General features: G+C 33.8%; 21 protein-coding genes. 8 read left to right on the top strand and 13 right to left on the bottom strand.

Translation table 11 applies throughout. The features are described 5' to 3' along the window. Positions 1–430 precede the first annotated feature (430 nt). Positions 431–1,567 (top strand): serine hydrolase, encoded by a 1,137-nt coding sequence (locus F5ESL0246_RS00295; protein WP_122017566.1) that lies wholly within the window; start codon positions 431–433, stop codon positions 1,565–1,567. A 49-nt stretch (positions 1,568–1,616) separates the two neighbouring features. Here F5ESL0246_RS00295 and F5ESL0246_RS00290 read toward each other — a convergent pair whose 3' ends face one another. Continuing rightward, positions 1,617–4,454 (bottom strand): DEAD/DEAH box helicase, encoded by a 2,838-nt coding sequence (locus tag F5ESL0246_RS00290; protein WP_122017565.1) that lies wholly within the window; start codon positions 4,452–4,454, stop codon positions 1,617–1,619. Positions 4,455–4,539: 85 nt separating this feature from the next. Further along, on the bottom strand, positions 4,540–5,367 hold the full coding sequence (locus F5ESL0246_RS00285) for an exodeoxyribonuclease III (RefSeq protein ID WP_122017564.1): 828 nt from the start codon (positions 5,365–5,367) through the stop codon (positions 4,540–4,542). Between the two features lie 288 nt (positions 5,368–5,655). Between F5ESL0246_RS00285 and F5ESL0246_RS00280 the strand changes: the two genes are divergently transcribed. After that, a complete protein-coding gene (locus tag F5ESL0246_RS00280) occupies positions 5,656–6,666 on the top strand; it encodes a D-2-hydroxyacid dehydrogenase (protein ID WP_122017563.1) in 1,011 nt (336 codons plus the stop codon). Positions 6,667–6,817: 151 nt separating this feature from the next. On the opposite strand, the gene proC is transcribed toward F5ESL0246_RS00280, so the two are convergent. The 3 genes from proC to F5ESL0246_RS00260 all read right to left on the bottom strand — a co-directional run bounded on the left by proC (position 6,818) and on the right by F5ESL0246_RS00260 (position 9,709). Then, positions 6,818–7,582, bottom strand: a complete 765-nt coding sequence (proC, locus tag F5ESL0246_RS00275; protein WP_158592457.1) for a pyrroline-5-carboxylate reductase — start codon at positions 7,580–7,582, stop codon at positions 6,818–6,820. 86 nt (positions 7,583–7,668) lie between these two features. Further along, positions 7,669–8,373, bottom strand: a complete 705-nt coding sequence (locus F5ESL0246_RS00270) for a YjjG family noncanonical pyrimidine nucleotidase (RefSeq protein WP_122017561.1) — start codon at positions 8,371–8,373, stop codon at positions 7,669–7,671. Positions 8,374–8,827: 454 nt separating this feature from the next. Further along, a complete protein-coding gene (locus F5ESL0246_RS00260; protein ID WP_255409417.1) occupies positions 8,828–9,709 on the bottom strand; it encodes an NAD(P)-dependent oxidoreductase in 882 nt (293 codons plus the stop codon). 271 nt (positions 9,710–9,980) lie between these two features. Here F5ESL0246_RS00260 and F5ESL0246_RS00255 point away from each other — a divergent pair, with 271 nt between their 5' ends. The 4 genes from F5ESL0246_RS00255 to F5ESL0246_RS00240 all read left to right on the top strand — a co-directional run bounded on the left by F5ESL0246_RS00255 (position 9,981) and on the right by F5ESL0246_RS00240 (position 14,429). Further along, entirely contained in the window at positions 9,981–11,726 is a 1,746-nt protein-coding gene (locus tag F5ESL0246_RS00255) for a 1-deoxy-D-xylulose-5-phosphate synthase (protein ID WP_122017558.1), read from the top strand. Positions 11,727–11,753: 27 nt separating this feature from the next. Continuing rightward, a complete protein-coding gene (locus F5ESL0246_RS00250; RefSeq protein ID WP_122017557.1) occupies positions 11,754–12,620 on the top strand; it encodes an alpha/beta hydrolase in 867 nt (288 codons plus the stop codon). A gap of 147 nt (positions 12,621–12,767) precedes the next feature. After that, positions 12,768–13,649: a LysR family transcriptional regulator gene (locus F5ESL0246_RS00245; protein WP_122017556.1), complete on the top strand. Its 882-nt coding sequence runs from the start codon at positions 12,768–12,770 to the stop codon at positions 13,647–13,649. Between the two features lie 93 nt (positions 13,650–13,742). Continuing rightward, a complete protein-coding gene (locus tag F5ESL0246_RS00240; protein WP_158592773.1) occupies positions 13,743–14,429 on the top strand; it encodes a carboxymuconolactone decarboxylase family protein in 687 nt (228 codons plus the stop codon). Between the two features lie 246 nt (positions 14,430–14,675). On the opposite strand, the gene F5ESL0246_RS00235 is transcribed toward F5ESL0246_RS00240, so the two are convergent. The 4 genes from F5ESL0246_RS00235 to F5ESL0246_RS00220 all read right to left on the bottom strand — a co-directional run bounded on the left by F5ESL0246_RS00235 (position 14,676) and on the right by F5ESL0246_RS00220 (position 19,680). Then, a complete protein-coding gene (locus F5ESL0246_RS00235; RefSeq protein WP_122017554.1) occupies positions 14,676–16,019 on the bottom strand; it encodes an MFS transporter in 1,344 nt (447 codons plus the stop codon). Positions 16,020–16,600: 581 nt separating this feature from the next. Then, positions 16,601–16,984, bottom strand: a complete 384-nt coding sequence (locus F5ESL0246_RS00230) for an EamA family transporter (protein WP_255409619.1) — start codon at positions 16,982–16,984, stop codon at positions 16,601–16,603. Positions 16,985–17,013: 29 nt separating this feature from the next. After that, positions 17,014–17,502, bottom strand: a complete 489-nt coding sequence (locus F5ESL0246_RS00225) for a hypothetical protein (RefSeq protein WP_122017552.1) — start codon at positions 17,500–17,502, stop codon at positions 17,014–17,016. Between the two features lie 207 nt (positions 17,503–17,709). Further along, positions 17,710–19,680, bottom strand: a complete 1,971-nt coding sequence (locus tag F5ESL0246_RS00220; RefSeq protein ID WP_122017551.1) for a PTS glucose transporter subunit IIABC — start codon at positions 19,678–19,680, stop codon at positions 17,710–17,712. A 162-nt stretch (positions 19,681–19,842) separates the two neighbouring features. On the opposite strand from F5ESL0246_RS00220, the gene treR reads away from it, so the two are divergent. Both treR and treC read left to right on the top strand, forming a co-directional pair. Continuing rightward, positions 19,843–20,574, top strand: coding sequence for a trehalose operon repressor (gene treR / locus F5ESL0246_RS00215; RefSeq protein WP_122017550.1), 732 nt, complete (start codon positions 19,843–19,845; stop codon positions 20,572–20,574). After that, a complete protein-coding gene (gene treC, locus F5ESL0246_RS00210) occupies positions 20,571–22,226 on the top strand; it encodes an alpha,alpha-phosphotrehalase (RefSeq protein WP_122017549.1) in 1,656 nt (551 codons plus the stop codon). Before treR ends, treC begins: the two co-directional genes overlap by 4 nt. Positions 22,227–22,388: 162 nt before the next feature. On the opposite strand, the gene F5ESL0246_RS00205 is transcribed toward treC, so the two are convergent. From F5ESL0246_RS00205 to F5ESL0246_RS00190, 4 genes are all read right to left on the bottom strand, one after another. Then, positions 22,389–23,093 carry a MurR/RpiR family transcriptional regulator gene (locus F5ESL0246_RS00205; protein WP_122017548.1) on the bottom strand — a complete coding sequence of 235 codons (705 nt, stop codon included), beginning with the start codon at positions 23,091–23,093 and terminating at the stop codon, positions 22,389–22,391. Positions 23,094–23,121: 28 nt separating this feature from the next. Further along, entirely contained in the window at positions 23,122–24,435 is a 1,314-nt protein-coding gene (locus F5ESL0246_RS00200) for a PTS sugar transporter subunit IIC (protein ID WP_122017547.1), read from the bottom strand. A 151-nt stretch (positions 24,436–24,586) separates the two neighbouring features. Then, complete coding sequence (locus F5ESL0246_RS00195) at positions 24,587–25,543, bottom strand: NAD(P)-dependent oxidoreductase (protein ID WP_122017546.1); 957 nt, start codon at positions 25,541–25,543, stop codon at positions 24,587–24,589. A gap of 3 nt (positions 25,544–25,546) precedes the next feature. Continuing rightward, positions 25,547–26,521: an amidohydrolase family protein gene (locus tag F5ESL0246_RS00190; RefSeq protein ID WP_122017545.1), complete on the bottom strand. Its 975-nt coding sequence runs from the start codon at positions 26,519–26,521 to the stop codon at positions 25,547–25,549. Positions 26,522–26,569 lie beyond the last annotated feature (48 nt).

Raw genomic sequence — 26,569 nt, 5'->3', positions numbered from 1 at the left:
ATTTATCAGATCTTGTTCTCTTTGTCAAGAACTTTTTTCTGTCCGCTCTCTGCTCTTTCAAGCAGCAACGTTTATCATCTTACTAAATCAGCTTTCCTTTGTCAAGCTTTTCTTTCAAATGTTTTTTGTCCTCTTCGCTTCTGTCTCTTTGACTTTCGCCCGACGACAGTTATTTATATTAGCAACCTTTTTCTTCTTTTGCAAGCTTTTTTTATTATTTTTTTGCTTACTTTGTAAAAAGCTTGTTATTACAACCTTTAGAGAAGATTTGTCCGATATTCAAAGTAGTTTTAAGCAATCTAATATTGACTATTACATTTACTGCAACATAAAAATATAATTGTTAAATAATCTTAACCTTTTTCGCATATCTTTGTTACTGTTAACGTTTTATAATACAAATAATACTTCAAGGGAGAAAATCTATATTTTGAAACACAAATTTTTAACGTTATCTGCTGCAGCCCTTCTCGGAGCTTCTATTCTAACACCTGCAGAAGTAAGAGAAGTTAAAGCAGCAACAACTTCAACAACTAATAGTAACAACATGGAAATGTACAACTTTGTCAGAAACACTTTAAAAAAGCACAATGTGCGGGGAACTGTAACCGTTATTAAAAACGGCATCCCCCAGACAATTAGTTATGGTTATGCATGGTATGGCAAGCGAATTGGTAATGGCGATAGCAATGTTGTTTATCCAACCGCTTCTTTACAAAAAGTAATTACTGGCGCCATGATTGTGCAGCTAATTAACGAAACCAGTAATACTAATAAAGCATTTTCGCAGTACACTAAGATTTCTCGTTGGTATCCCAATTTGAAAAACGCTAATCAAATTTCAGTGGGAAATTTACTTACTCATACATCAGGAATTACAGCTACCGGTACAGAAATTAATCGTGGTCGCAATTATTCCGAAGCTGGAGCAGTAAATTGGGTGGTCAATAATATTAATTCATCTACCTTAGATTCGACCGGTAGTTACCACTACAATAATAGCAATTATATTTTACTTACTGGAATAATCAGGCAAGTAACTGGTCAATCATACGAAGCTAATTTACAAAAAAGAATTATTGATAAGTTAAACTTACAAAATACATATTTATACCAGGATATTCCTAATGACAAAACCGATCCCATTTCGTACTTTTCTAACGGTAGTAAGAATTATCAAAATTCGGCCTATATTAAACGATCGCTGGCTTCGCAAATTCCGGGAGCAGGTAACTTGTTTACCTCTCCTGATGAATACTACAAAATTCAAGTTGGTTTAACCGATGGTACCATTCTCAGTAAGGATGACTTCTATTATCTAACTCATTTAAAGAGTAAAGTAAGCGATTATTCAGGCGGCATGTATTTGCAAAATAACGATTCGCTTAAGTTAGCTTATGGCAGTTTTAATGCAATGCACTTTGGCACTTGGGTTCAACTAACAAGTGACAATCAAAACGGTATTGTTATGTTCTTAAATCAAACCAATGATAATAAAAATGATCAAAAAGATGTCGGCTATGAAATTTTGCAGCATATTAAGCCGAATACCTTTGTTTCGAGATAAAATAAAACAAATTATAACAAAAAAGAAGCTCTTCATTTAGAGCTTCTTTTTATTCACCAAAGAGCAATTCATACATTTTAATGGGTAGTGGTTGTCTGAGTACTAAATCCATCCCAACAACTGGTTTCTTTTTTGGTCCAAGCAGTTCTTCTTTAATAGTATCCCTTTGAATGTCGACTTGTCCCAAATAGAAAAATTGTTTGCCAACTGCATTACTGCTTTTAACAAATAAATGTAATTTCATTTTTGAAGTATTAAGCAAACGATTTACTTCCGCTGAATCTAAATGCCTCGGAGTTCTTGTATACCACCTCAAGCTACGGCCATTTTCTAATGTATTATTATAGAGTGCACTTCTTTTATGTGCTGCATCATTTTTATAAGTAATAAATATTGGTGTTTCATCTTTATCAACTCGATAACCATACATCGGTGCTGACACATCTTTAGGCCAATTTAACAAACGGCAAACATCTTTACGATCGTATTGCTGGTAAAGGGTAAACTGCTGTTCTGGATTGTAACTTTTGCTTAACGCCAATCCTGTATCAATTGCATCCTTAAACAGTTTTTTAAAAGTTAAGTTTTCGTGCAATTGTTGTTGCAGCTTGGGTGTAAGTGCGTATGAAAATAAATCCGGTTGTTCAATCAATGCTTGGCCGCCATACAATACTTTTTTAGTAGTCTTACCCTGCTTAATATCAAAAAAAGTTAATGATAAAATTGCCATTACCGAATTTAAAACCGCCTCATTGACATATGCGTCATTTCGACTTAAAGACTGTTCAAATTCAACTTGACTAATTTGCCGTCTTTCAAGAAGCTCTTGTAGCAATAACAATTCATGTGGTCTTTTACCATTTAACAATTCTTTAGTTACAAAAGATAAAATCGCATTTTCTGACCTATTCAATATAATGGACTCACCCATTTTAGTTAAAAAGGAACCATAATTTGCCAATTGATGATTATTAGCAAAAACAATTGGGGAAGTAGAACCATATCGATAGAAGTCTAACAATAGTGGTGGACGTCCAATCTTTTCCTTCAATTGTTGATAAGATTGCCGCAATTCTTTAATACTATCAAGCTTAATTTTATCAAGTGATTCCAAAATTTTATTAGAAGCAATTTGGCTGAAATTAATAGTTGAAACATCAATTAGTCCTGGTAGTGTACTCTCTTTACGAATCTTATCCCGATCTCGACTAAAATCTTGATTTAAAGCAATGGGTATTAAATAGTTATTTTTATAGTTACCGATAAAATCAATTACCGTAACATAATCTTTGCCAGGATATTTGCGCAATCCTCGACCTAACTGTTGAATGAAAACAATACTAGACTGTGTATTCCGCAACATCACAATTTGGTTCAGCGCCGGAATATCAATTCCTTCATTAAAAAGATCAACTGTAATGATATATTCGATTTCTCCCTGCTCCAACTTCTTAACTACTTCTGCACGTCGTGTTTCGTTATCAGTATTAGTTAGGGCAATTGCTGGATGCTTTTTTTCGGAGAAAATTCGTGCTAATTCTCGAGCCTCGTCCTGACGGCTACAAAATACTAGTCCTTTGGCACTATCACCACAATAACCGTAATAATTAAGTTGGTCTAATATATAAGTAACTCGCTTAGGTGCAAGTAATCGGCTAAGATTAGCAGTTTCATTAATGGTTTCACCATCTTGTTCATAATCAGCAACACCAACATAATGAAATGGTGTCAGCATTTTCTCTTCAAGGGCCCCACGTAGACGAATTTCATACGCTAAATTATAATCAAAAAGTTGATAAACATCTTTATCATCCATTCGCTCTGGTGTAGCTGTCATTCCCAACCAAAATTGCGGTTTAAATTTAGCAAGAATCCGTTGATAGCTCGGAGCAGCAGCCCGATGAGCTTCATCAATTAAAATATAATCAAACTCATTATCATCAAGTTTAGCTAACATTTCTGGTCGACTTAAAGTTTGTATGGTTGCAAATATATACCGGCATTCTAATTGTTGCTTGTGCCCAGTTAACAAACCAAAATCACGATAATCGCCACCTATTATTTGATAAAAACTTGCTAAAGCCTTTTGAGCAATCTGCTCTCGATGAACCACATACAAAAATTTGCGTGGCTTAAAAGCTTTTACTGCAAAAGCTCCAAGATAAGTTTTCCCTGTTCCTGTTGCCGACACAATGAGTCCGCGTTTTTGACCACTTTTAATCAAATTCTGCAATTCTTCTAGTGCATCTTTCTGCATTTGATTTGGCTCAATAGAATTGTCAGAGTGGGATGATTCATTTAAAGGAACTGCCGGCTTTTTCCAATTCCGTTCATAATTCTCCACCCATCTAGTAGTTAATGGGTAACTATTTTTACATAATTCTTTAACTTCGTCAGCAATCTGGTTAGTCAAAGATGCGTTATTCTTAGAACTGAGTTTTAAAGCCCATTCATAATTACTCAACATGGCTGATCTAGTAAAATTAGCACTACCAATTACAATTGTTTGCCAACTTTCATGTTCAAAAAAATATCCCTTAGCATGAAAATCTTTTTGAGCAATTTTGACAGTTAAATTCTTAATTTTTAACAATTCTCGGAAAACTTGAGGATTATTAAAAGCTAAATAATCTCCAGTAATTAAAGTTCCCGAAATATTTTCACATGCCAAATCAGCCATGATAGCTTTAAATGGTACCAGCATATCTTGTGTAATAAATGCAACCGCCCAAGTAAAACTACGACAATGTAGCAATTCCGAACGCAAAGTTAGCCATATCTTATCATTTGGGGTGTTTTGTAATAGTTTAGGATTTAACAATTCATGTCCAGGATAAGCTGAATCGTATAAGCCGTTAAGAATTGCATCCTGTAATGGATTATTCATTTTATTTATCACCTCAAAATAAATTTTACATAAAAGAAAAAGAAACCCAACTATTTTGGATTTCTCCGTCATAATTACCACCAAATTATATAGTAATCTCTAACAAAATTGGGCAATGATCAGCACGCGCCCCAGTCGCCATCATTTCTGAACGTTTTACCAAGTTAGCAATTCGATTACTAGTTAACCAATAATCAATTCTCCAACCTGAATTATTAATTTTAGCCGTCTTAATTCTTTGCGCCCACCAAGAATAAACTCCTTCAATGTTACCATTAACTTTTCTAAACGTATCAGTAAACCCAGCTTGAAGCAACTTAGAAAAACCAATCCGTTCTTCATCGGTAAAACCAGCTGAATGATGATTGTTATCAGGATGTTTAAGATCTATTTCTTCGTGTGCACAGTTATAGTCTCCACTAGCCAGTACTGGCTTTTGCTGATCCAATTTAGCTAAATATTTACGATAGCGATCATCCCAAATTTGGCGCTCATCTAGTCGCTTCAAACCACTGCCAGAGTTAGGTGTATAAACTTGCGTAACAAAATAGTTGGGGAATTCTAACGTAATAATTCTACCTTCATTATCCATTGGTTCGGGAGCTCCAATAACTGGGAACGAAACCACTGGATTTAGATCCTTTTTATACAAAAACATTGTTCCAGCATAACTTTTACGGGCTGGTTCTTCTGCTGAACGCCAAACTAAATCATATTGCGGAAATTCTGTTGTCAAAATATCGAGATGTTTCTTTGTCGGTCCAGTTGCCCGCAATTTTGTCTCCTGAATTGCAATAACATCAGCTTTCTGATTACGAATCACCTTTAACACTTGACGTGTCTCTTCTGCCCTTGAAGACGTACCGGTTAAAGCTGCATTAAGTGAATCAATATTCCATGAAATTAAAATCATTTTTTTCTCCTTTTATTTGTTATTTTTTATTATAGCGGTTTTTACAAATGTCTTATACATTAACACTCATGCAAAAAGATGTTCACTTTTTCACTACCACAATTCAAAAATATTGTTATTTGTTTATTTATCTAGTAATCTTGTATAAAACAATTGTAAGCGATTACTTAATTTGATGGATTTTATAAAAGTAAACAAATTCACAATTAATGCTTTTCAAATCCGATTTTACAAGTGTATAATAGCACAAGAGACAATAATAATTATTATCTATGGAGGTTAGATTTTATGACTAAAATTTATGCTTACGCAATTCGTAAGGATGAGGAGCCCTTTGTACACGAATGGAAAGATGCCCATCCTGAAATTGATGTTGATTTCACTGACCAACTATTAACTCCAGAAACTGCAGAATTAGCTAAAGGTGCTGATGGTGTTGTTACCTATCAACAATTAGACTATAAAGCAGATACAATTGAAGCTCTTGACAAATTAGGAATCCATAACTGGTCTATTCGTAACGTTGGTATTGATAATATTGACTTGAAGAAAGCTAAAGAATTAGGTTTCAAGTTAACAAATGTTCCGGTTTATTCTCCTGATGCGATTGCAGAACATGCAGCCATTCAAGCTGCCAGAGTCTTACGTCAAGACAAAGCTATGGACGAAAAAATTGCAAACCATGATTTCCGTTGGGCACCTACTATTGGCCGTGAAGTACGTGATCAAACAGTCGGAGTTATTGGTACTGGTCATATCGGACAAGTATTTATGAAAATAATGGAAGGATTCGGTGCTAAAGTTATCGCTTATGATATCTTTAAAAATCCAGAATTGGAAAAGAAAGGCTACTATGTTGATAATTTAGATGACCTCTACGCACAAGCCGATGTTATTTCATTACATGTGCCTGACGTTCCAGAAAACATCCACATGATTAATGATGATTCTATTAAGAAAATGAAAGATGATGTTGTTATTGTCAATGTTTCTAGAGGACCATTAGTTGATACTGATGCAATTGTTCGCGGATTAGACTCTGGTAAAATCTTTGGTTTCGTAATGGATACTTATGAAAATGAAGTTGGGATTTTTAACAACGATTTCAGTACTAAAGAATTGCCAGATAAACGCTTGGCTGACTTAATCGCTCGTCCAAATGTCTTGGTAACTCCTCATACTGCCTTTTACACTACTCATGCTGTTCGTAACATGGTTATTAATTCTTTTGATAATAACTTAAAGCTGATTAAAGGCGAAAAACCTGATACTCCAGTTGACTTAACCAAAGAATTTTAATCTTTCAACTTATTCCAATTCTTAAATACATATATTGACTTACTCAAAAAACTGGTAGGCCATTTACCAGTTTAAAAAGGATCAAATGTTTTAATCAAAGCATTTGATCCTTATTTGTTTCATTAAATAATTGTTTCACATGAAACGTCTTCTAGTTCATCGATGCATTAATTGCTGCGATTAATGCTCCACGGAATCCCTTTTCTTCAAGTTTATTTACACCCTTAATTGTTGAACCCCCTGGAGTTGTTACTTCGTCTTTCAATTCTTCAGGTAGTTTTTGACTAGTCAGTGCCAGTTTTGCTGTTCCCAAAAGCATCTTTTCAATAATTCGATATGACTCTGACCGCTTAACCCCATTTTCAACGGCAGCATCACTGAGCGCCTCAATTAAAAGATCAATATACGCAGGGGTACAACCAGCAATAGTACCATAGATGCCTAATAATTTCTCTGGAACAATATACACATCTCCTAAACTAGTAAACAAGGTCTTAACCTTAGTAATTACTTCTTCTGACTCATCTTCTTTAAAACTAATTACAGTGATTCCTTCACCTAATTGAACGGGTGTATTGGGTACTACTTTTACAAAAGAACTGTTACCTGATAGCTTCTGATTAATTTTTAATAAGTCTCCTCCGCCAGTTGAAATAATAATACCGCGATATACTTGACTCAGTTTCATAAAAATCTTTTCATTAGCTGGACTTCCAACAGCTACAATAACAGCATCACAATTTATGAATTCTGAATAATTTTTAATTAACTGTAATTTTAATTTGTCAGCAACTGTTTGGGCTGACTTATGGCCACCATCATAAACAAAAATATCTGTATTTACCATATCGGCATTAAGTAGCCCCAAAATTATTGCTTTTCCAATTTTACCTGTTCCAATAAATCCTATTTTCATTCTTATCATCCTTAATTTAGTCACTTTATTGTTAAATTTTAAACATAATAAACATCAACCATGGTATAACTACTTCCTCAAATTAATCATCTCTGTGACAGATTTGTTTTAAGAATCTTAACTAGTTGTGGGTAAGTCGTTACTTCCACCAATGGTTGCAAATTCAGAGTGTTTTTTCGGTGGCGGTGGTTATACCAAATACAATCAAAGCCATAATTTTTAGCACCCAAAATATCTGATTGTAATCCATCCCCAAAAAAGATAGTTTCATCGGCACTAATTTCAGTTAAACCAAAAAAATAATCAAAAATCTTCGGATCTGGTTTTGAAAAACCTGCTTCTTCTGAGGTAACAATTAAAGAAAAGTAGTCTTTGATTTTTGCTAGTTCTAGCCGATGAGATTGCATATATGTTTCACCATTACTCAAGATGGTTAATTTATAACCATTCTTCTTAGCAAAGTCCAACGTATTTTTAACTCCAGGCAATAATTTATGTGTTTCACTAAAATAAGAACGATATTCATTCATAATGGCATTACCATCAACCTCAATATTAAGATTATCCCGAATAAAATTACTAAAAACCATCTCACTAAGTTGATTATAAGTAATCTTACCTCGTTCAAGTTGTCGCCATAACCCCTGATTGTAAGTATTGTATCGTCTTTGTAACTCAGCTGTTAAATGCCAATGATGAGCACTAAAAAGACTGTGCAAAGCAAAATTTTCGGTAGAAGCAAAATCTATTAAAGTATCATCAACATCAAAAATTATTTGTTTAAAGTGCAAGTGTGCTCCTCCGTCAGTATTTTTCTTTCTCTAAGTTGAAAATCTATTATATCATGTCAAAATAACTATTAATGATTATTTAAGATTAAGCTTTAAAACTAAATTTAAACAAAAAAAGACTATAATATTATTTAACTTATTAACAGAGGTGATTAGGAATGATTACACTTTTATTAATATTTTGCTTGATTGGGCTATTTAGCAAAATTGGTGTCGGAATTTTTAAGATACTATTTTTCTTATTAACATGCGGTATTGTTTTTATCTTTTTTGTCCATTTTTTAATTCCCTTTATTATCTTTGGTGGTATTTTTTTGATTCTTTTTAACTTAATTTATTATTAGATAGCCTATGTTTTAAGCACAACTGTATCGGTCAGATTCTGTTGTGCTTTTTCTTTGCGCCAAATCTACACATTGATTTAAGCTTTGACTTTTAATTGCCTTGTATTGTTTTACTTCCACCAAAGTTTAATCAAGCCCTGCGTTCCTAAATCGCCTAAATGTTTTTTGTCTACTAAAATCTCATACAACTTTTTTGCTTCTGCTGTTGCTGGCAGATTTATATTCATTTCTTCAGCAGTTTCCAATGCAATCCGCAAATCCTTTAGAAAGTGCTTACTAAAAAATCCCGGTGTATAATCTCCTTTAAGAATTCTGGGTCCGTAATTTGCTAAACTCCAATTAGCTGCACTTCCTCCACCAAGTGTTTTAAGAACTGCTTCTAAATCTAACCCAGCCTTTTGAGCATAAACCAAACATTCAGTCATTCCCGTCATTGTACCCGCAATCATAATTTGATTAGCCATTTTAGTGTTTTGACCTGAGCCTGGTAAACCAAAATAGTGTATCTGTTTGCCAAAATCCTTAAAAATGGGGTTCAATTCTTTATATGCGTCTTTACTACCCCCAACCATAATTGTTAATGTTCCATTCTTTGCACCAAGATCACCTCCAGATACTGGAGCATCTAAGACAAGAGCTCCTTTTTTATTACCAATAGCAGCAATTTTTTGAGCCAGTTGAGGTTTAGAGGTTGTCATATCGACAAGATATTTTTTATTTACCGATGCAGATAAAATCCCATTCTTACCGAAGTAAACTTTCTCGACATCACTTGGAAATCCTACCATTGTAAAAACCAAGTCTACTGCTTCAGCCACTTCTTGTGGAGTGGTGCACCATATTGCACCGCGCGAAATCAAATTATTCGCCTTACTTTTTGTTCGGTTATAAACATAGAGTTGGTGCCCTGCTTGTATTAGATGTAAACAGATCGCATTTCCCATCACACCCGTTCCAATGAAACCAATCTTCATCATTTTCAGCTCCTTTATTATTTTGATAAACTTGTCACTTATTCTCCTTGATTATAGCTCAAAAAATAGCAAGTATTTTACTAGATAAAATATTTTTGTTGACTTCGTCCTTACCTTAGGTACTACAATTAGTCTTATAATTTGATACACTAATATCAGTTTTGCATGTTAGAAACTAATATCCTAAATAAACTAACATTACTAAAACTTATTAATGCTATCAAAATAAAGTATTTTATACTTTATACTATCAAACCTATAATAGTTATATTACTAGGAGGTATTAATCATGAATAATCATAATGATTACTTATTAAGAAAAATTTCTAGTCCGCAAGACTTAAAAAATTTAAGCATAAGTGAAATGGAACAATTAGCTGAAGAAATCCGAACACTAGTCTTAGAAAAAGATGCTGCAGAAGGCGGGCACCTGGGACCAGATTTAGGAATAGTAGAAGCAACTATTGCCTACCACTATGTTTTCAATGCACCCACAGATAAGATTGTTTGGGATGTTTCACATCAAACATATCCACATAAAATGTTAACCGGACGTGCTCAAGCATGGCTAGACCCAGAACACTATAAGGACGTTACTCCATATTCTAATCCAGATGAAAGTCCCTATGATTACTATTCAATTGGACATACATCCACATCCATTGCTTTAGCAACAGGTATGGCCAAAGCACGAGATCTCATGGGCGGTCATGAAAACATTATGGCTTTAATTGGTGATGGCTCAATGACAGGGGGTTTAGCCTTTGAAGGATTAAACAATGCTGCAATCGAAAAGCACAATTTAGTTATTGTGATTAATGATAACCAGTGGTCGATTGATCAAAATGTAGGTGGGCTCGTCACTGCCCTAGCTAAGTTAAGAAATTCGAATGGTCAAGCTAAAGAAAATCCATTTACAGCAATGGGTTTTGATTACCGTTATGTTCAAAATGGTAATGACCTCTCAGATATGATTGCTGCTTTCAAGGCCGTAAAAGATGTCGATCATCCAATTCTTTTACACATTAATACAACCAAAGGCAAAGGATACGAACCCGCTCTTAAGGATGAGGAAGCTCACCACTGGGTTGTACCATTTGATTTAGCTACTGATCAACCAACTACACCTGTTTTAGACAAGCCGACTGCAAAAACAATAGCCCTTGACGTTCTTAAAGAAGAAATACAAATGGGGCAAAAAATCATGGCGATCAATGCAGCAATTCCAGGAGTGTTTAATCTTGATCAATTTAAGCATGATTATCCTGATAATTACACCGACGTTGGTATAGCGGAGCAAGAATCTGTTGCTTTTGCAGCTGGTTTTGCCAAAGAAGGAGGAATTCCTGTATTATTTGAAAATTCGACTTTTTTACAACGAGCTTTTGATCAACTATCTCACGATGTCGCAGCAAATAATTTGCCAGTAGTAATGATGGTTGCTGGTGGTGGATTGTCGAGTGAATCAAAAACACATTTGGGTATATTTGATCAAGTAATGATTTCTAATCTGCCTAATTGGATTTATCTTGCACCAACCTCTTTAGCAGAAGAACGTGCAATGCTGCAATGGGCAATTAAACAAAGACAGCATCCTGTAGCTATTAAAATGCCCACACTTAGTGTTCCTACTGATAGCGCTACACAAATTGAAACAGATTATGACCAGATTCAATATCAAATTCAACCAGGTAAAAATATAGCAATCCTAGCCTTAGGTGATTTTTATTCTTTAGGTGAAAATCTTGCTCAAAAATTGGATGCCACTCTTGTCAATCCGATTTCAGCTAATATCCTTGACAAGCAATCCTTAGATAAATTAGCACAAGATCACCAAGTTATTATTACTCTTGAAAATAACATACTTGATGGTGGTTTTGGTCAAAAAGTCGCTTCCTACCTAGGTAAGCAAAATATTAAGGTTTTGAATTATGGACAAAAACGGATTTATACTGACCAAACACCACTTGCTCAAATCTACCGAGATAATCATTTAACTGTTGAACAAATTACTGATGACCTAAAGGCACTTTAACTTATCAGCTATTATGGAGGAACAAACATGAAGAAAAGCAAAACAACTTTTATTAGTCTTGCTTTAATAATTATTCTTATTTTTTCCGGATTTCTTTTTTACAATTTCCTCCAAGAAAAAGACGCTAGCAGTCAAATTGCAACACCTACCATCTTTTTCCATGGTTGGGGAAGTAGTTATCATGCCGAAGAAAATATGGTCAGATATGCGCAGGAACATGGATGGACTAATTCAATTATTAGAGCAGATGTCAGTCCCAACGGACACGTTACCTTGATTGGTACTATTAAAAAAAGTGCTAAAAATCCAATTGTTGAAGCCAACTTACTTAACAACCGAAGTGTAAGCTCAAAGACAACTAATCAAGAAATTGCCTTAAGCAAAAGCAGCAGTTATGTTAAAGACGTTATCATTGCCTTACAAAAAAAATATCATTTCAAAAAAATCAACTTAGTAGGACATTCAATGGGAAATTTACAAATCGCTTACTACCTTCGAGATAATGCTGACAATTCTAAACTTCCCGTATTAAACAAACAGGTATCAATTGCTGGGCACTATAATGGCTATATTGGTGAAAGCGGAGCTCCTACACACACCCAATTAAATCATAATGGTTCACCCAAAGTAATGGATACTGGTTACCGTGGTCTTTTAAGCCTACGACACAAATTTCCTAAAAATGCCCGAGTATTAAATATTTATGGTAATACCGGACATGGTAGTGATGGCTCGGTTGAAGTTAACTCAGCACGTTCATATCGTTATTTAGTTATCCCACGGGTACGATCATACCAAGAAAAAGAAATTGTCGGTTCACAAGCTCAACACAGTAAACTACACGAAAATAATCTAGTTAATCAACTTTTAGTTAATTTCCTATGGTCAAAGTAAACAAAATTATTCCATCCAGCTATGGAATAAATAGCCTGTCATCATTATTTGATTACAGGTTATTTTTGTAATTATACTTATTTGTTATTATTTAATAAATATGATAACTAAATTATATTTATAATTAGGAACGGAGTGAATATCAAGATGGAATTACGCGTTTTAAATTATTTTGTAGCGGTAGCCCAAGAGTCCAACATGACCCATGCAGCCAAAAAGCTACTAATCTCTCAGCCCGCTCTATCAAGGCAAATAGCTGAATTAGAACAAGAACTTGGCGTTAAATTATTTAATCGTAATAACCGGCGACTAACTTTAACCCCAGCTGGACAATACCTATTGGGACAAGCAAAGGAAATTCTGGCATTAACTGCCAAAACTAAAAGCAATTTAACCGCATCAGCTTTTATCGGTGGCGAACTAACAATTGCTGCCGGTGAAAGTTGGGGAATGCAGCGCATTATGAATATTATTGGCGGAATTATTACAGATTACCCTTCTGTCAAAATCAACCTGCTAAGCGGAGATTACAGCTATGCTGAATGCAAACTTAATAATGGTACTGCTGATTTTGCAATTATTATTGGTGATATTCCCTTAACTAACTATGCTTCTCTAACCTTACCTGAAAAAGATACCTGGGGCATTTTAATGGCTAATAATGATCCTTTAACTCAAAAAGCTGAGATTATGCCACAAGACCTGATTGGTCGTTCAATTCTAAACTCACAGCAATCCCAAAGTTTACAAATTTTTCAAAATTGGCTAGGTAATTACAATAATTGCGTCAATTTTATCGGTACCTATAATTTGATTTTTAACGGTACGTTGCTAGTTAAAAATCATGCAGCAATCATGTTTGCACTAGATAATTTGGTAAGTACAGATCCTAGTTCTGGCTTAACTTTTAGAAAACTATCACCTCAGCTGCACCAAAGGATCAAAATTGTTTGGAAGAGAGAAATCAATCTTTCACCTGTCGCAGAATTATTTTTAAAACGACTGAAGAAATCGATTTTTAATGTGTAAATTATATTCGACTGCATTTATTAACAATGAATAATAGAAATTTACTATAGTTAATAAATGACCTTAATTTTAAATATACAACGGAGTTTAAATATGACTAAAAATATTGAAGAACAATTTAATGAATTAATCACACCTTTTTATACTGATATAAATAATCATTGCAGCAAGCATTTAAATAACGATCGAATGCTAATTCCAATTATTGCCAGCATTACCCAAGGAGTAACTGTCTCATTAGCAGAACAAATTGAAACAGTATTAGCATCTAATATTGCGCCAGAAATTATCTTGGAACTGGTTTATCAACTAACTCCTATTATGGGTCAATTAAAGGTTGTACAGGCATTAAAAATAATCAAAAAAGTTTTTACCCAACACCAAATTAAGCTTACTGAACCTCAAGCTAATTCAGATTCAAACTTTGGTGCTAAAACTCAAGCGCAAATTTATGGTACTGAAATTAAGAATCTACTTAAAGATTTGCCAGATGAAGCCGGTAATTTTATACCTCAAGCTTTAACCAATCACTTCTTCAATGATTTTTATAATCGAGGTGTCTTGTCGGTTCGTGACCGTGAACGCTATGAATTATTGGCACTAATTACATTAAATGTCGAGTTTCAAATTAAGACTCATGCCCGTGGGAGCCTAAAGGCAGGCAATAATGAAAGTGAATTGATATGGTCGGTTATTCAACTTTTACCAGACATTGGTTTTCCTTTTGTCATTAATAGCGTACAAATTATTCATCAAGTGGCTAAGGAACTAACAGCTTAATGATTGCCAAAAAAGCATTTTAATAAAATTTATAAAGTTGGGTTAATTTCTTTACTATCACAAATATCCATTCCCATAGTGATATTGAAAAATTTGTACTCCATGTTCAGATAGTCGCAGCAACGAGATTTTGATACACTTTTTCGTGTCATATATTTTCCAAGAAGCACAGCTTTACATATTGATTTATTTAACTAATACAAAAAAGTTCATATTATCTATGAACTTTTTTGTATATTTCTTTGACTATTTAACTGCCTCTTGGCGCATCTTAGTTTCTTTAATTGCAGTATAGAGAAGAAAAATAATTGCTATGATTGAAGCACCATACAACACTGCATTGCTGGCAATCCATCCAAATTTAGTAACTAAAGCACCAATTAATGCCGTGGCCAGTGTTTCACCAAAAATATACTGAAAGAAGCCCATAAATCCGGTTGATGCACCAACAGCAAACTTAGGCACGACCTCATTAATCATTAGGCCAACTAAGGTTAATGGTGCATAAATTAAATTGCCCATCAATATTAATGCAATAATAATCATCGTGTGATCCATACTAAAAAAATATACTGTAAGACAAATTAGTGTACCAATCACACAGGCGATGGAAACTAATGCTCGTCTACCCTTTAAAGCATCAGAAATGGCACCAATAATGATTACTCCCGGTACAGAAGCTAATTCAAAAATTCCGATAATCCACTTGGCTGAGGCAGGATCAAAGCCTTTATTCTGAACCAAATAAGACGGAATCCAACTTTGAATTCCATAACGTACCAAATAAAGTGACATAGAGGTTAACGTCACTGCCCATACCAGTTTGTTTTTTAAAATATATTTTACAAAAATCTGACTAACACTTAAATTGGTTTGATCAGTTGTCAGAACTTGACCATTATCTAAAATAACTTTATCACCTGTATAGGTCGCAATATCAGGTAAGCCAACAACTTTAGGTCTATCAGCACCCAAAACTAAAATCAAAATACAGATAACAAATGAAATTGCAGATGCAGTATAAAAAACAGCTGAAATTGAACCAGAAAAAAGAAAGACTGCTAACTGTACAATTGCAACACAGATAAATGATCCAGCATTGTGTGCAGAGGACCAAATCGAATACATTGTGCCACGCATGCGTGGTCCCCACCAAAGCTGAATCATTTTTTGACAGGCTGCTGCACCCATTCCTTGAGTAACAGCCATTAAAAACATTAAAAACATCATTAAGTACAAATTCTGTGTTGATCCTAAAAAGATATTCAAAATAGCGGATAATAACAACCCAACCATTAAATACCGGTTAGCATCACATTTATCCGCAAAAACCCCCATAAACAGTTTGGCTACACCGTAACCAATACCAAAACATGAAAGAATCAAACCAATATTCGCAGTCGTAAAATGATACTCTTTCATGATATCATTTTGTTCAGTTGTGAATACCAAGCGAATGATGTAATACCCAATATAGCCGATACACGTCGCAAGTAAAACTCCAAATTGACGCCATTTATATGTACTTGCAATTTTAGCTTGTGGCACCTTTTTTGTAGAATCTGGCTGCTTTAATATCCAATTCAACAATGAAGTCACTCCCTTTCATTATTAATGAAAGCACTTTCTTTGACTTGAGAAAGATTATTATAAATAAGATTTAAGAAATTTCACGCTTGAATAAGAATAGTAAATAAAACTCTACAATGTTAAATAGTAATTTATTATTTAATTATCGAAACACACAGAACTTCTAACAAAATAATAACAGATATTTAAAATCACCAACTACTTCCTTTAAAATTATCTTTGCTAGAATATTAGCTATCTAAATATTTTCATCAATTTTAATATTGATGCAATTTCTGCACCCGAACTAATTAAAACTAAATATTTCCCGGGAAATTTTTCAGTAGTTAGAGAAAATTCTCCAATTAGTTCATTTGGCTAATTATTTTACAAGTGATTAAATTTAATATTTTGTATAGCATCATTATTGTCAACAATACAAAATGTAATGCTACTTCTTAACTATCTTGAAATTTGGCTAGCCAAATAATTTTTAACTCAAAGCAAATAAACTATTGCTAATTTATTACTTAATATTGTCTATCTAGGTATAATTAGTTGCACTATTGATAAATCACTTCATTAAGTTAACAATAAAATTATCACAAAAATTCTTTGGAAATTATGGTCAATGCTAAAATACTGATTATCACTAATATATCCGCTAATTTCATTTTTTCTTTTAAGAATAAATCTCCAAAAAATACGCTATATAAAGAGGTCATATTCAAAAAGACCCATGCAATACTTGAATTTATCGATGATGTTGCAAGTGTATAGGTGGTTTGAGCCAATAGGGTTAAAATTGCACGAATCGTATAAAGAATATAAACTTTTTTAGAAAGATTTTCAGTACTGATTTTAAAAGTTTTATTTTTAAACCAGAAAGTAATTAATGAAATAAAGCAACGTAGATAAATGGTCATAATTGTAAAAAAGACCAAATCAATTGGTTTTATCAAACCTTTAGTTAGTAATGGTGATATTGCCGCTTGTAAAATTAATAACGGTGCAATTACGCTGAAAGTCTGACCAAGAACATGAAAATCCAGCTTACTCGAACGTTGTTCAAAAATAATATAATAACAACAATCAGTGTTGAAATAATTGATACCAAGTAGGATGCCTTACTAAAATAGCCCATTGTTAAAAAAATTGCTAACGGAATAAACAAATCTGTTAGCTTACTTAAAATCACCGACTGCATAATAGATACTTTACGATAGACAAAACTATAACCATAAGCAACAATTTGGGCTAAGAATGCATATATAACAACTTTAAGCAAATAATTATTTGTAAATCGAGGACTCGAATAATGTTCTCTGATATAAAAAAGAAAAATGGTTACTAAAATAGAACTGCATAGATTATTAATAAAATTTACATCAATTGAACTTTGCTTGCGATAACCCATTTGATAGCGATCAATTACAGAAATGATACCACGAGAAAGAGACGAAATAGTGGCAAAGATAATTAACCAAAGATTGCTAAAGATCATAAAAAATAGCTCCTTTTTTAAATTGTAGTCAAATGCTTGTGTTATCGTCAAAATAATCGCTATTAAAGATATTTAAAGTAAGGTAAGTCTGTATGCTTATAACTATATCCAAATTAATTAAATTATACACCTTAATTTAGTTGGAATTTTTTCTGTTTTATCAAAAAAGCACCGGAACTGTCTACGCCCCGGTACTTTCTTCTTAAATCACAAATTATCTAAAGTTTTCTTTTGTGGTGCATTTTTAGGATTATCTGCATCATTTTCATGATATCCAAAGAAGTAAGTTAATGTAAAAGAAGCAATAATAGTTATAATTGACACAATCCAGAAATTCATTAAATTATTTGGATTACCTTGACCAGCCTTTGCTACAAAAGATGGAAATCCAATTAAGCTCCCTGTAAAACCATACATATCAACTTTCAACAATCCATTAACTAAACCGCCTATCGCTGCGCCAATACTTGAGGTTAAGAATACTTGCCCATATTTTAAGTTAACACCGTACATTGCAGGCTCAGTAATTCCTACTGCAGCTGAAATTGCGGCACTTAAAGATAATCCCTTTAAGTCAGGATTATGCTTAGTCTTAACCCAAACTGCTAATGCTCCAGCACCTTGGGCAATCATTGTTACTGATACTATCCCGTTCAATACACTGTGCCCATTAGCCGCAATATCATTAGCAATTAGTGGAATCACTGCCCAATGTAATCCAAAAATAACCAAAACTTGGTAAAAACCACCAATTATTAAACCGGAAAGCGCACTATTAACTGTTAAAAGCCATTGCAAGATTGTAGCAATTCCTTCAGAAATAAATGAAATCACGGGACCTACAATGATTAAAACCGTCATCCCAACTAAGAAAATTTCTACTAATGGTGTAAAAATTTGTCTCAAAGTTATTGGCATCCACTTCTTAATCCACGGTTCAATTTTAGCTGCCATCCAAGCAGCAAAAATCATGGGAAAGATTGAATATGTATATTGTGGAATATGAATTGGAATGCCAAAGAAGTTAGCATTAATTCCTACGCCAGCAAGATAGTATGTGAATTTACCACTAGCAAAGATTTTAACTAAATCAGGATAGATTAAGAAGCCGCCAATTAAAGAAACTATGACTGGATTAGAACCTAATTTCTGTGCAGCTGTGAATCCAACGATTATTGGTAAGAAGTAGAAGGCAGCATCTCCCATTGCATTGATAATAGTATATGTTGAAGAAGTTGTTGACATGTGGTAAAAGTTAGTCAGAATATTCAGAACTCCTTTTAACATACCACTAGCTGCTAATAACCCAATTACTGGCATCATTGATCCAGTAATAACACTAATTAATTGAAAGAAACCATTTTTAATTTTTCCTCCTACAGTTTTCGGTACAGGTGACTTTTTTACTGATTCTTGTGTTTGCTGTGAATAATTTGGTCCAAGCAACTTAATTAGTGCATCGTAAACATCATCGACAGTTTGACCAATGACAACCTGATATTGATTGTTTGCTCGTGCAACATCGATTACTCCCTTTATCGCATTAACCTGCTTATCATCAGGAATACCATCATCTTTTAATGTAAATCGCAGTCTAGTAAAGCAGTGAATAACACTCTTTACATTTTCCATACCACCAACTGCAGTTAATATTTCTCGAGCAGTTGTTTGATATTGTGATTCTTTAGTTTGAATCACCGCCTCTTTTGAAGATTGCTTTAAACTGATAGTTGCCGCTACTTCTCCTGCTTTAATCATACCTAAATTCAAATCAATTTTATCTAGGACTTGAGCAGTATTTGTAATAGCAACAATAATAGTATCTTGCTTATGTGCAGCATTAATCGCTTCTAAATCCATTGTCCCTATGCGTTCACCTACATGAACATTATCGCCTGCCTTAATATTTAAAGTAAAAGGCTTACCCTTAAGTTCTACAGTATCGATACCTAAATGAATCAGTATTTCAACTCCTTCTTGAATTTTTAAGCCAATCGCATGTTTAGTTTCAGCAATCATCACTACTTGTCCTGAAATCGGGGATATAATTTCCCCAGAACTAGGTGCTAAACCAAAACCTTCACCTAACGTTTTCTGCGAAAAAACTGGATCATTAACTTCACTGAGATTAATTACCCTCCCAGTAGTAGGTGCTACTAACTTAATCTTATTATCCATATTAGGCCTCCATGATATCGCTTTCTAAAATAGATTATATGACTTGTATAGACAAGTGTCAATGAATTGTTTATTATTAAATTGTAAATACTTTAATTAATTGTTAAAGTCAAAATTTTACCATAAATGATATTATTAAAATAAAAAGGTGGTATATATGTGATGGTAGCAAAATATTTAAAAATTTCTGCTGATTTGACAGAGCAAATTCAGCAAAAAAAATATCATGTAGGGGATTTTTTACCAAGCGAACCGATTTTAGCAAAAAAATATTGTGTTTCACGTGAAACGATTAGACGAGCATTAGACGAACTAATGTCTGCTGGATTAATTCAAAAATTACAAGGTAAGGGATCTGTTGTACTTGACGTAACACGCATCGCTTTTCCAATTTCTAATATTGCTACCTTTAATGAATTAAATGTCCAAGAGCAGATGCATGCAACAACTAAAGTTTTATCATTAATGGATGCAGATTTACCTTTAAATATTAGTAATAAATTATCGTTAACTTCTACTTCATCTACTTATGTCAAACGTTTACGGTTCAGCAAACATGAACCTATCGTAGTTGATGAAGATTACATTTTAAAACAATATGTCCCCAGTATTTCTATAAATCAAGCCCAAGGTTCTCTTTACTCTTATTTTGAGAAGGAACTAGGATTAAACATTGACTATGCCACAAAAGAAATTACCGTTGAAGCTGCAGATAATAAAATTGTTAACGAATTACAACTAAAAGATACTAATTTAGTTGTCGTTGTTCGTAGCCTAACTTATTTAAAAGACACATCCTTTTTTCAATACACGATTTCACGACATCGTCCAGATAAGTTTATGTTTGTTGACTTTGCTCGTCGAAAAACAAAGCATGGAGGAATTGTTTTATGAATTTTGAAGATAAAGTTATTTATCAAATTTATCCTAGATCATTCTACGATAGTAATGGTGATGGAATTGGAGACTTGCCTGGAATTATTCAAAAGATACCTTATTTAAAACAACTTCATATTGATATGATTTGGTTTAATCCTTTTTTTGTTTCACCACAAAATGATAATGGATATGATATTGCCAATTACTACGCAATTGACCCTCTTTTTGGTACCATGGCTAACTTTGAAGAATTAGTCAAAAAGCTAGTAGACAATAATATTGATGTAATGCTGGACATGGTTTTGAACCATTGTTCAACCGAACATGAATGGTTTAAAAAAGCTTTAGCAGGAGAGCAGCATTACCAGGACTTCTTTTATATTCGGAGCCCAAAAGCTGATGGTAGTTTGCCTAATAACTGGGTTTCAAAATTTGGTGGACCTGCTTGGGCTCCATTTGGTAAAACTGGCAAATATTACTTACATTTATATGACAAAACTCAAGCAGATTTAAATTGGCATAATCCCGCAGTCCGAAAAGAAATATTTAAAATTGTCAATTTTTGGCAAAATAAAGGCGTTAAAGGTTTTCGCTTTGACGTCATAAATGTAATTGGCAAAAGTGAAACTTTGCCCGATGCACCTGATAATGTTAACACCAAACTAATGTATACTGATCAACCAATTGTTCACCAATATTTACAGGAACTTAATCAAGCAACTTTTGGTCAAAATCCTAATATAATTACCGTTGGGGAAATGTCATCAACTAATGTAGCGAACTCGGTTGAATATACAAATAAAAAACGACGTGAGTTATCAATGGTTTTCACATTTCATCATTTAAAAGTTGATTACAAAAATGGACAAAAATGGACAAAAGTTCCATTTGACTTTCTCAAACTAAAAAAATTACTAAATGAATGGCAATTAGGAATGAGCTCTGGCGGTGGATGGAATGCATTATTCTGGAATAATCATGATCAGCCATGGGCACTTAGTCGTTTTGGTGACCCCGTACATTTTCGTGAAAAATCTGCCGAAATGCTTGCGACAGTGATACATCTATTACGTGGAACGCCATACATTTATCAGGGCGAAGAACTTGGTATGATCAATCCTAACTATCAAACGATTGATGACTATGTCGATATTGAAACTAAAAATGCATATCAAGAATTGCTTCATCAAGGACTGAGTTCACATGATGCACTCACAATAATTCAAGCTAAATCACGTGATAATAGTCGCTCCCCCATGCACTGGGATAATTCACATAATGCCGGCTTTACTACAGGAACTCCTTGGCTAAAACCTAAAAACCAAGATAAAATTAATGTTACGGATGAATTGAATCACGGTGAAATTTTTTCTTATTATCAAAAATTGATTCACTTACGAAAAGAATATCCAATCATTGCATATGGAAATTATCAACCGATTGACCTAAATCATCCTCAAATTTATGCTTATTATCGAACATATAAAGGTCAAACATTAATAGTAATCAATAATTTTTATGGTAATGAATTATCATACCAGTTACCTAATTCTTATCAAAATCAGCAAGCAAAAGTTTTGATTAGCAATTATGACCGGAAATTAACTCAAATACCTGATCATTTAAATTTAAAACCATACGAAGCAATTGCATTATTGATAAAATAAAAAAGTTGAGATCAAAAAATGATATGCACTCCCAAAAATTTATTTAAATTGGGGAACATATCATTTTTTCTTTTACAATTCACATATATTTTAAAAATTCAGCAATTAGCTTTACATAAATCAACCATTTTATTGTATTTTTTCCTGCTGGTTCATAATGATTTATAAAGCTCGTGATAATCTTTCAAGTAAATATACAACAGGAACCTGCGTAGTTAAATTAATCGTTTGTCCAATAATCTTGTACTCCAAATGATAAGCAAAATTTAAATCAGACAAATGAGCGATTGTATTGTCCTCTTCATTAGTAATACTGACAATCCTAGCACCTAATTTACTAAAACTTTTTACTTGGTCGATCGTTGGCTGACCTTCACCACTTACTGATAAAACTATAACCGTTTTATTTCGATAGGAGTCTCGACTTAAATTGACAGGATAAAAAGGATCATCAATCGCAAAGGCGCTGCGTCCATTATTAACAAATTGGCGCGCGCCATAATCACATAAATCGCCCGATGTACCAATGCCAAAGAAAATAAACTCAGCTGTCTTCTTGGCTATTTTTTTAAAACAATCTATTTTTTGATCATAATCTGGTAAAACATCTTGAGAAAAATAATATTGAGCCTGGTAAGTAATATCATCAACTACTTTATTTCTTTTCAATTCAGATGCAATTGCACTTTGTAAGTCATAATAATGCTTATATCCCAGTGCAGTTAGGGTACGCACAATTGATGCAGGCGAGACTTGCAAAGTGTGTGCCAATTGCCGTAAAGTTGATTCCATTACTTCTTTCTTATTCGCTACAATATAATTATAAATTCGTAATTGTGTTGAAGTTAGCTTATATTTTTTCCGCAATAGTTATTTCCTGATTTAGTTCTTATAATTAATTAGTTGACCCTTTAGCTTTTTCTGCTTGCAGTTCAGCCTTTAATTTAGTCCGATCCATACTTCTGAAAAAGAAGTAGTAAATAATTGTGTCCATTACTAAATTAAATAATTGCATAATTCCACCAGAAATATGTCCTGTTGAAAGAATTCCTGATAAAATTGGCGGAGTTGTCCAAGGCGGATAAATCCCAATAGTTTTAGCTACCCAACCCATTTTCATAGCTGTATAGGTTGTAATAATATTTGCCATCGGCGCCAAAATAAACGGAATTACAATCTGATAATTCAAAACGATTGGTACACCAAAAACAACTGGTTCATTAATATTAAAAATTGCAGGTCCAATTGAGAGCTTACCTATTGCTTTTAATTCCTTATCCTTGGCAAAGAAAGCCATTAAAATAACAAATCCCAATGTCGCACCACAACCACCAATTCTGACAAAGTTGTCAAAAAAAGTTTTGGTAATGATATTTGGAATAGCTTCATGAGCCTTAAAAGCCGCTGCATTAGCGGCTAATGCAGAATACATCATTGGATCAATTACACCAGAAATTGCATTGGCACCATGAATACCAAAAAACCACAGCACACATACAATCAATTCAATGATAATTGCTCCACCCAAAGAATTTGTTACTTTACTCATCGGATCTTGTAAGAAGAATGTAATCACGTTAGGAATGCTCTTCATTGGTGTAGCTTCAACACCAATTCGAATTAACCAAACTACAAATAGTGAAATTGCTCCAGGGAATAAAGCTGCGAAGGAACTACTTACTGCAGGTGGAACTGTATCTGGCATTTTGAAGATTAGATTTTTATGCATTAACCAAACATATAAATCGGTTACAAACAGACCGACTAATAAAGCAGTGAACAAACCAGATGAATCAAATTGTTTCAATGGAATCAATAAGCCCCCGTCTTTACCAACCTGCATGGGAATAGTCAGAATGAAAGCTGCTATTGCCACAATCATTGCTGAAAAAGGATCAATTCCTTGATAACTTTTAGCCAAATTATAAGAAATACCCGCAACAGCAACCAAACCCATAATATGGAATGAAGCATTCGTCACATATTGCACTACATTAGCCCAGTTAGGACCAAAAATATGTGCCATAAAATCCAAATACCCTTGGGCCGGAAATTGTCCAATAATCATAAATATCGAACCAATAATAATCATTGGCACCGCTGCAGTCATTCCATCACGCAAGGCAATCATATGCCTAGCACTGGAAATTCTATTAAATAGCGGAATTATTTTTTTGGTAAGAAAACTATTTTCTTTTTTCTCTGCCATTTTAATTACTCCTATATAGTTTATATCATATTAAAAGATATCGCTTACATTAAGTTATGATATCACTATGTTTCATAAAGTCAACATTTTTTGGAAACAAGTTTCAATAAAATAATTGCATTACTAATACCTAATCTATTTTTAAACTATATTACTTATTAACTTGATTTAACGGTTTTTTATCACGTAAAAAAGAAATTAAATTTTGTGATGCTTCCTGTGCAATTGCTGTACGTGCTTGTAGAGTTCCTGTACCAGCATGAGGAGACAAAACCACATTATCTAATTCTCGCAAAGCTTGTGGCACCTTGGGTTCAGATTCATAGACATCTAGTCCAGCACCAGCAATATCACCATTTTTAAGAGCAGCAATCAAATCATCTTGCTTAATTAATTGTCCTCGTGCAGCATTAATAATATAAGCAGAATTTTTCATTTTATTAAAAACCTGTGCATTAAAAATACCAGTTGTTGCTTGAGTAGCTGGTGCATGCAAGGTAACTACATCTGCTATTTGAATCAAAGTTTCAAAATCTACATATTTAATATTTAAATTATCCTCTGTTACAGAATCTAATTGGTGCCGATTATTGTAAATAACCTTCATACCAAAAACTTGGGCAAATTTGGCTACCTCAGAGCCAATTCTTCCCATTCCATATACTCCTAAAATTCTTCCCTGTAAGCCCATGCCCATGTTTTCCGATCTAGAAACATCAAGCCATTGTCCCAAGCGAATCGCATGATCATAAAAATGAAGTCGGCGCACTGTCGCTAGCAAAAGGGCAAAGGTCATTTCGGCTGTTGGTACGCGCACACTTTGTGGACAGTTTGCTACTATAATTCTTTTTTGTTTAGCATATTCAAGATCAATATGGTCAAACCCCACTCCATTAGTAGTAATAATTTTGAGCTTGGTACCAGCATCAATTAGCTGTCGATCACCTTTCATTCCCATTAATAATAAGCCATCGTATTCAGATAAATGTGCTAAGACCCATTTACGTGTTTCTTTTTCAGGCTCATAAGTGACATCAAAATTCTGTTTCAGTTCAGATAACCCAGCTTCTGGAATAATACCCGTAACTAACACTTTTGCTTTATTCATTCTTTAACCTTCTTTTTTAAAAACGGGATCACTACTATTGCGCATTGCTTGCACATTTGGTGACTTAAAATAAATTCGATTAGCATTATTGTACATAACATCTTCTAATTCCGACTCAGTAAAGATATTCGTTTCTTCCAGCCAAGTTGCTAAGTTATGATATGAATTAAATGTGGCTGACCAAGGTGAATCAGTACCCCAGAAAATACGCTTTGCTCCAAGAATATCTTTAGCCAGTGCAACATCTTTTTGACATCGAGGAAACGGAAATGTAGTTTCTTTTTCAATGTCTTGAATTGCGGAAATTTCTGTGCTGATATTAGCGTAAGGTGCCCACTGCACTAAAGCATTAGCTAAACGATTTAAATGATCAGCACTAGGGAATGATAAATGACACACAACAAAGTCTAATTGAGGATAACGTTGTGCCAAATTAGCAATTGCTTCGGGCTGATAGCTAAATTGATTATAGTCGCCATAATCGACTGTAATCACAAATCCGGGATAATCAGCAAAATAATGAAACATTTTTCCTAATTCTGCTGAAGTATCTAATCGAAATGGCTGATGGTAGCCATGTAGACCACCTCCCTGACTAATTTCAAGCTTAATTGCTCTAAAACCTAGATCTTCAACATGCCGATGAACAATCTCCATTGCGTTGTCGGCAAATGGATCAACGGAAAAGGCTGCTATAAATTTATCAGGATATTTCTTTACGGCTTGGTAAGAATAATAGTTTTGAAAACCGTATAAACTTCCTTGAAGTAAGACGGCTTTTTCAACTTGATTATTTTTCATTACTTTTATTGCTGCTTCCGCTGTAAAATTATGATCACCCCAGCCATTCGGAATTAAATTAAGAAATGTTCCATCGTCCCAAATCGCCTGTCCGTTACCTAAAGAAGTCATTCTTCCTTTAGCAGAAAGCCCAGCTAATGCACGCACTAAATGCAAATGTCCATCAATTTTTTTCATAATATGCCTCTTCTTCTATGACTTTAACCATTATATCTATTTTTCAGT

Origin of the sequence: Lactobacillus sp. ESL0246 (assembly GCF_003692965.1) — a bacterium.
GTDB lineage: Bacteria > Bacillota > Bacilli > Lactobacillales > Lactobacillaceae > Lactobacillus.
This window is presented reverse-complemented; position numbering and strand designations above follow the sequence as displayed.

Coding starts and splice junctions, on each gene's coding strand:
- F5ESL0246_RS00290 (WP_122017565.1), bottom strand. CDS start 4,454: ATGAATAATCCATTACAGGATGCAATTCTTAACGGCTTATACGATTCA.
- F5ESL0246_RS00285 (WP_122017564.1), bottom strand. CDS start 5,367: ATGATTTTAATTTCATGGAATATTGATTCACTTAATGCAGCTTTAACC.
- F5ESL0246_RS00280 (WP_122017563.1), top strand. CDS start 5,656: ATGACTAAAATTTATGCTTACGCAATTCGTAAGGATGAGGAGCCCTTT.
- proC (WP_158592457.1), bottom strand. CDS start 7,582: ATGAAAATAGGATTTATTGGAACAGGTAAAATTGGAAAAGCAATAATT.
- F5ESL0246_RS00255 (WP_122017558.1), top strand. CDS start 9,981: ATGAATAATCATAATGATTACTTATTAAGAAAAATTTCTAGTCCGCAA.
- F5ESL0246_RS00250 (WP_122017557.1), top strand. CDS start 11,754: ATGAAGAAAAGCAAAACAACTTTTATTAGTCTTGCTTTAATAATTATT.
- F5ESL0246_RS00245 (WP_122017556.1), top strand. CDS start 12,768: ATGGAATTACGCGTTTTAAATTATTTTGTAGCGGTAGCCCAAGAGTCC.
- F5ESL0246_RS00240 (WP_158592773.1), top strand. CDS start 13,743: ATGACTAAAAATATTGAAGAACAATTTAATGAATTAATCACACCTTTT.
- F5ESL0246_RS00225 (WP_122017552.1), bottom strand. CDS start 17,502: ATGATCTTTAGCAATCTTTGGTTAATTATCTTTGCCACTATTTCGTCT.
- F5ESL0246_RS00220 (WP_122017551.1), bottom strand. CDS start 19,680: ATGGATAATAAGATTAAGTTAGTAGCACCTACTACTGGGAGGGTAATT.
- treR (WP_122017550.1), top strand. CDS start 19,843: ATGGTAGCAAAATATTTAAAAATTTCTGCTGATTTGACAGAGCAAATT.
- treC (WP_122017549.1), top strand. CDS start 20,571: ATGAATTTTGAAGATAAAGTTATTTATCAAATTTATCCTAGATCATTC.
- F5ESL0246_RS00200 (WP_122017547.1), bottom strand. CDS start 24,435: ATGGCAGAGAAAAAAGAAAATAGTTTTCTTACCAAAAAAATAATTCCG.
- F5ESL0246_RS00195 (WP_122017546.1), bottom strand. CDS start 25,543: ATGAATAAAGCAAAAGTGTTAGTTACGGGTATTATTCCAGAAGCTGGG.
- F5ESL0246_RS00190 (WP_122017545.1), bottom strand. CDS start 26,521: ATGAAAAAAATTGATGGACATTTGCATTTAGTGCGTGCATTAGCTGGG.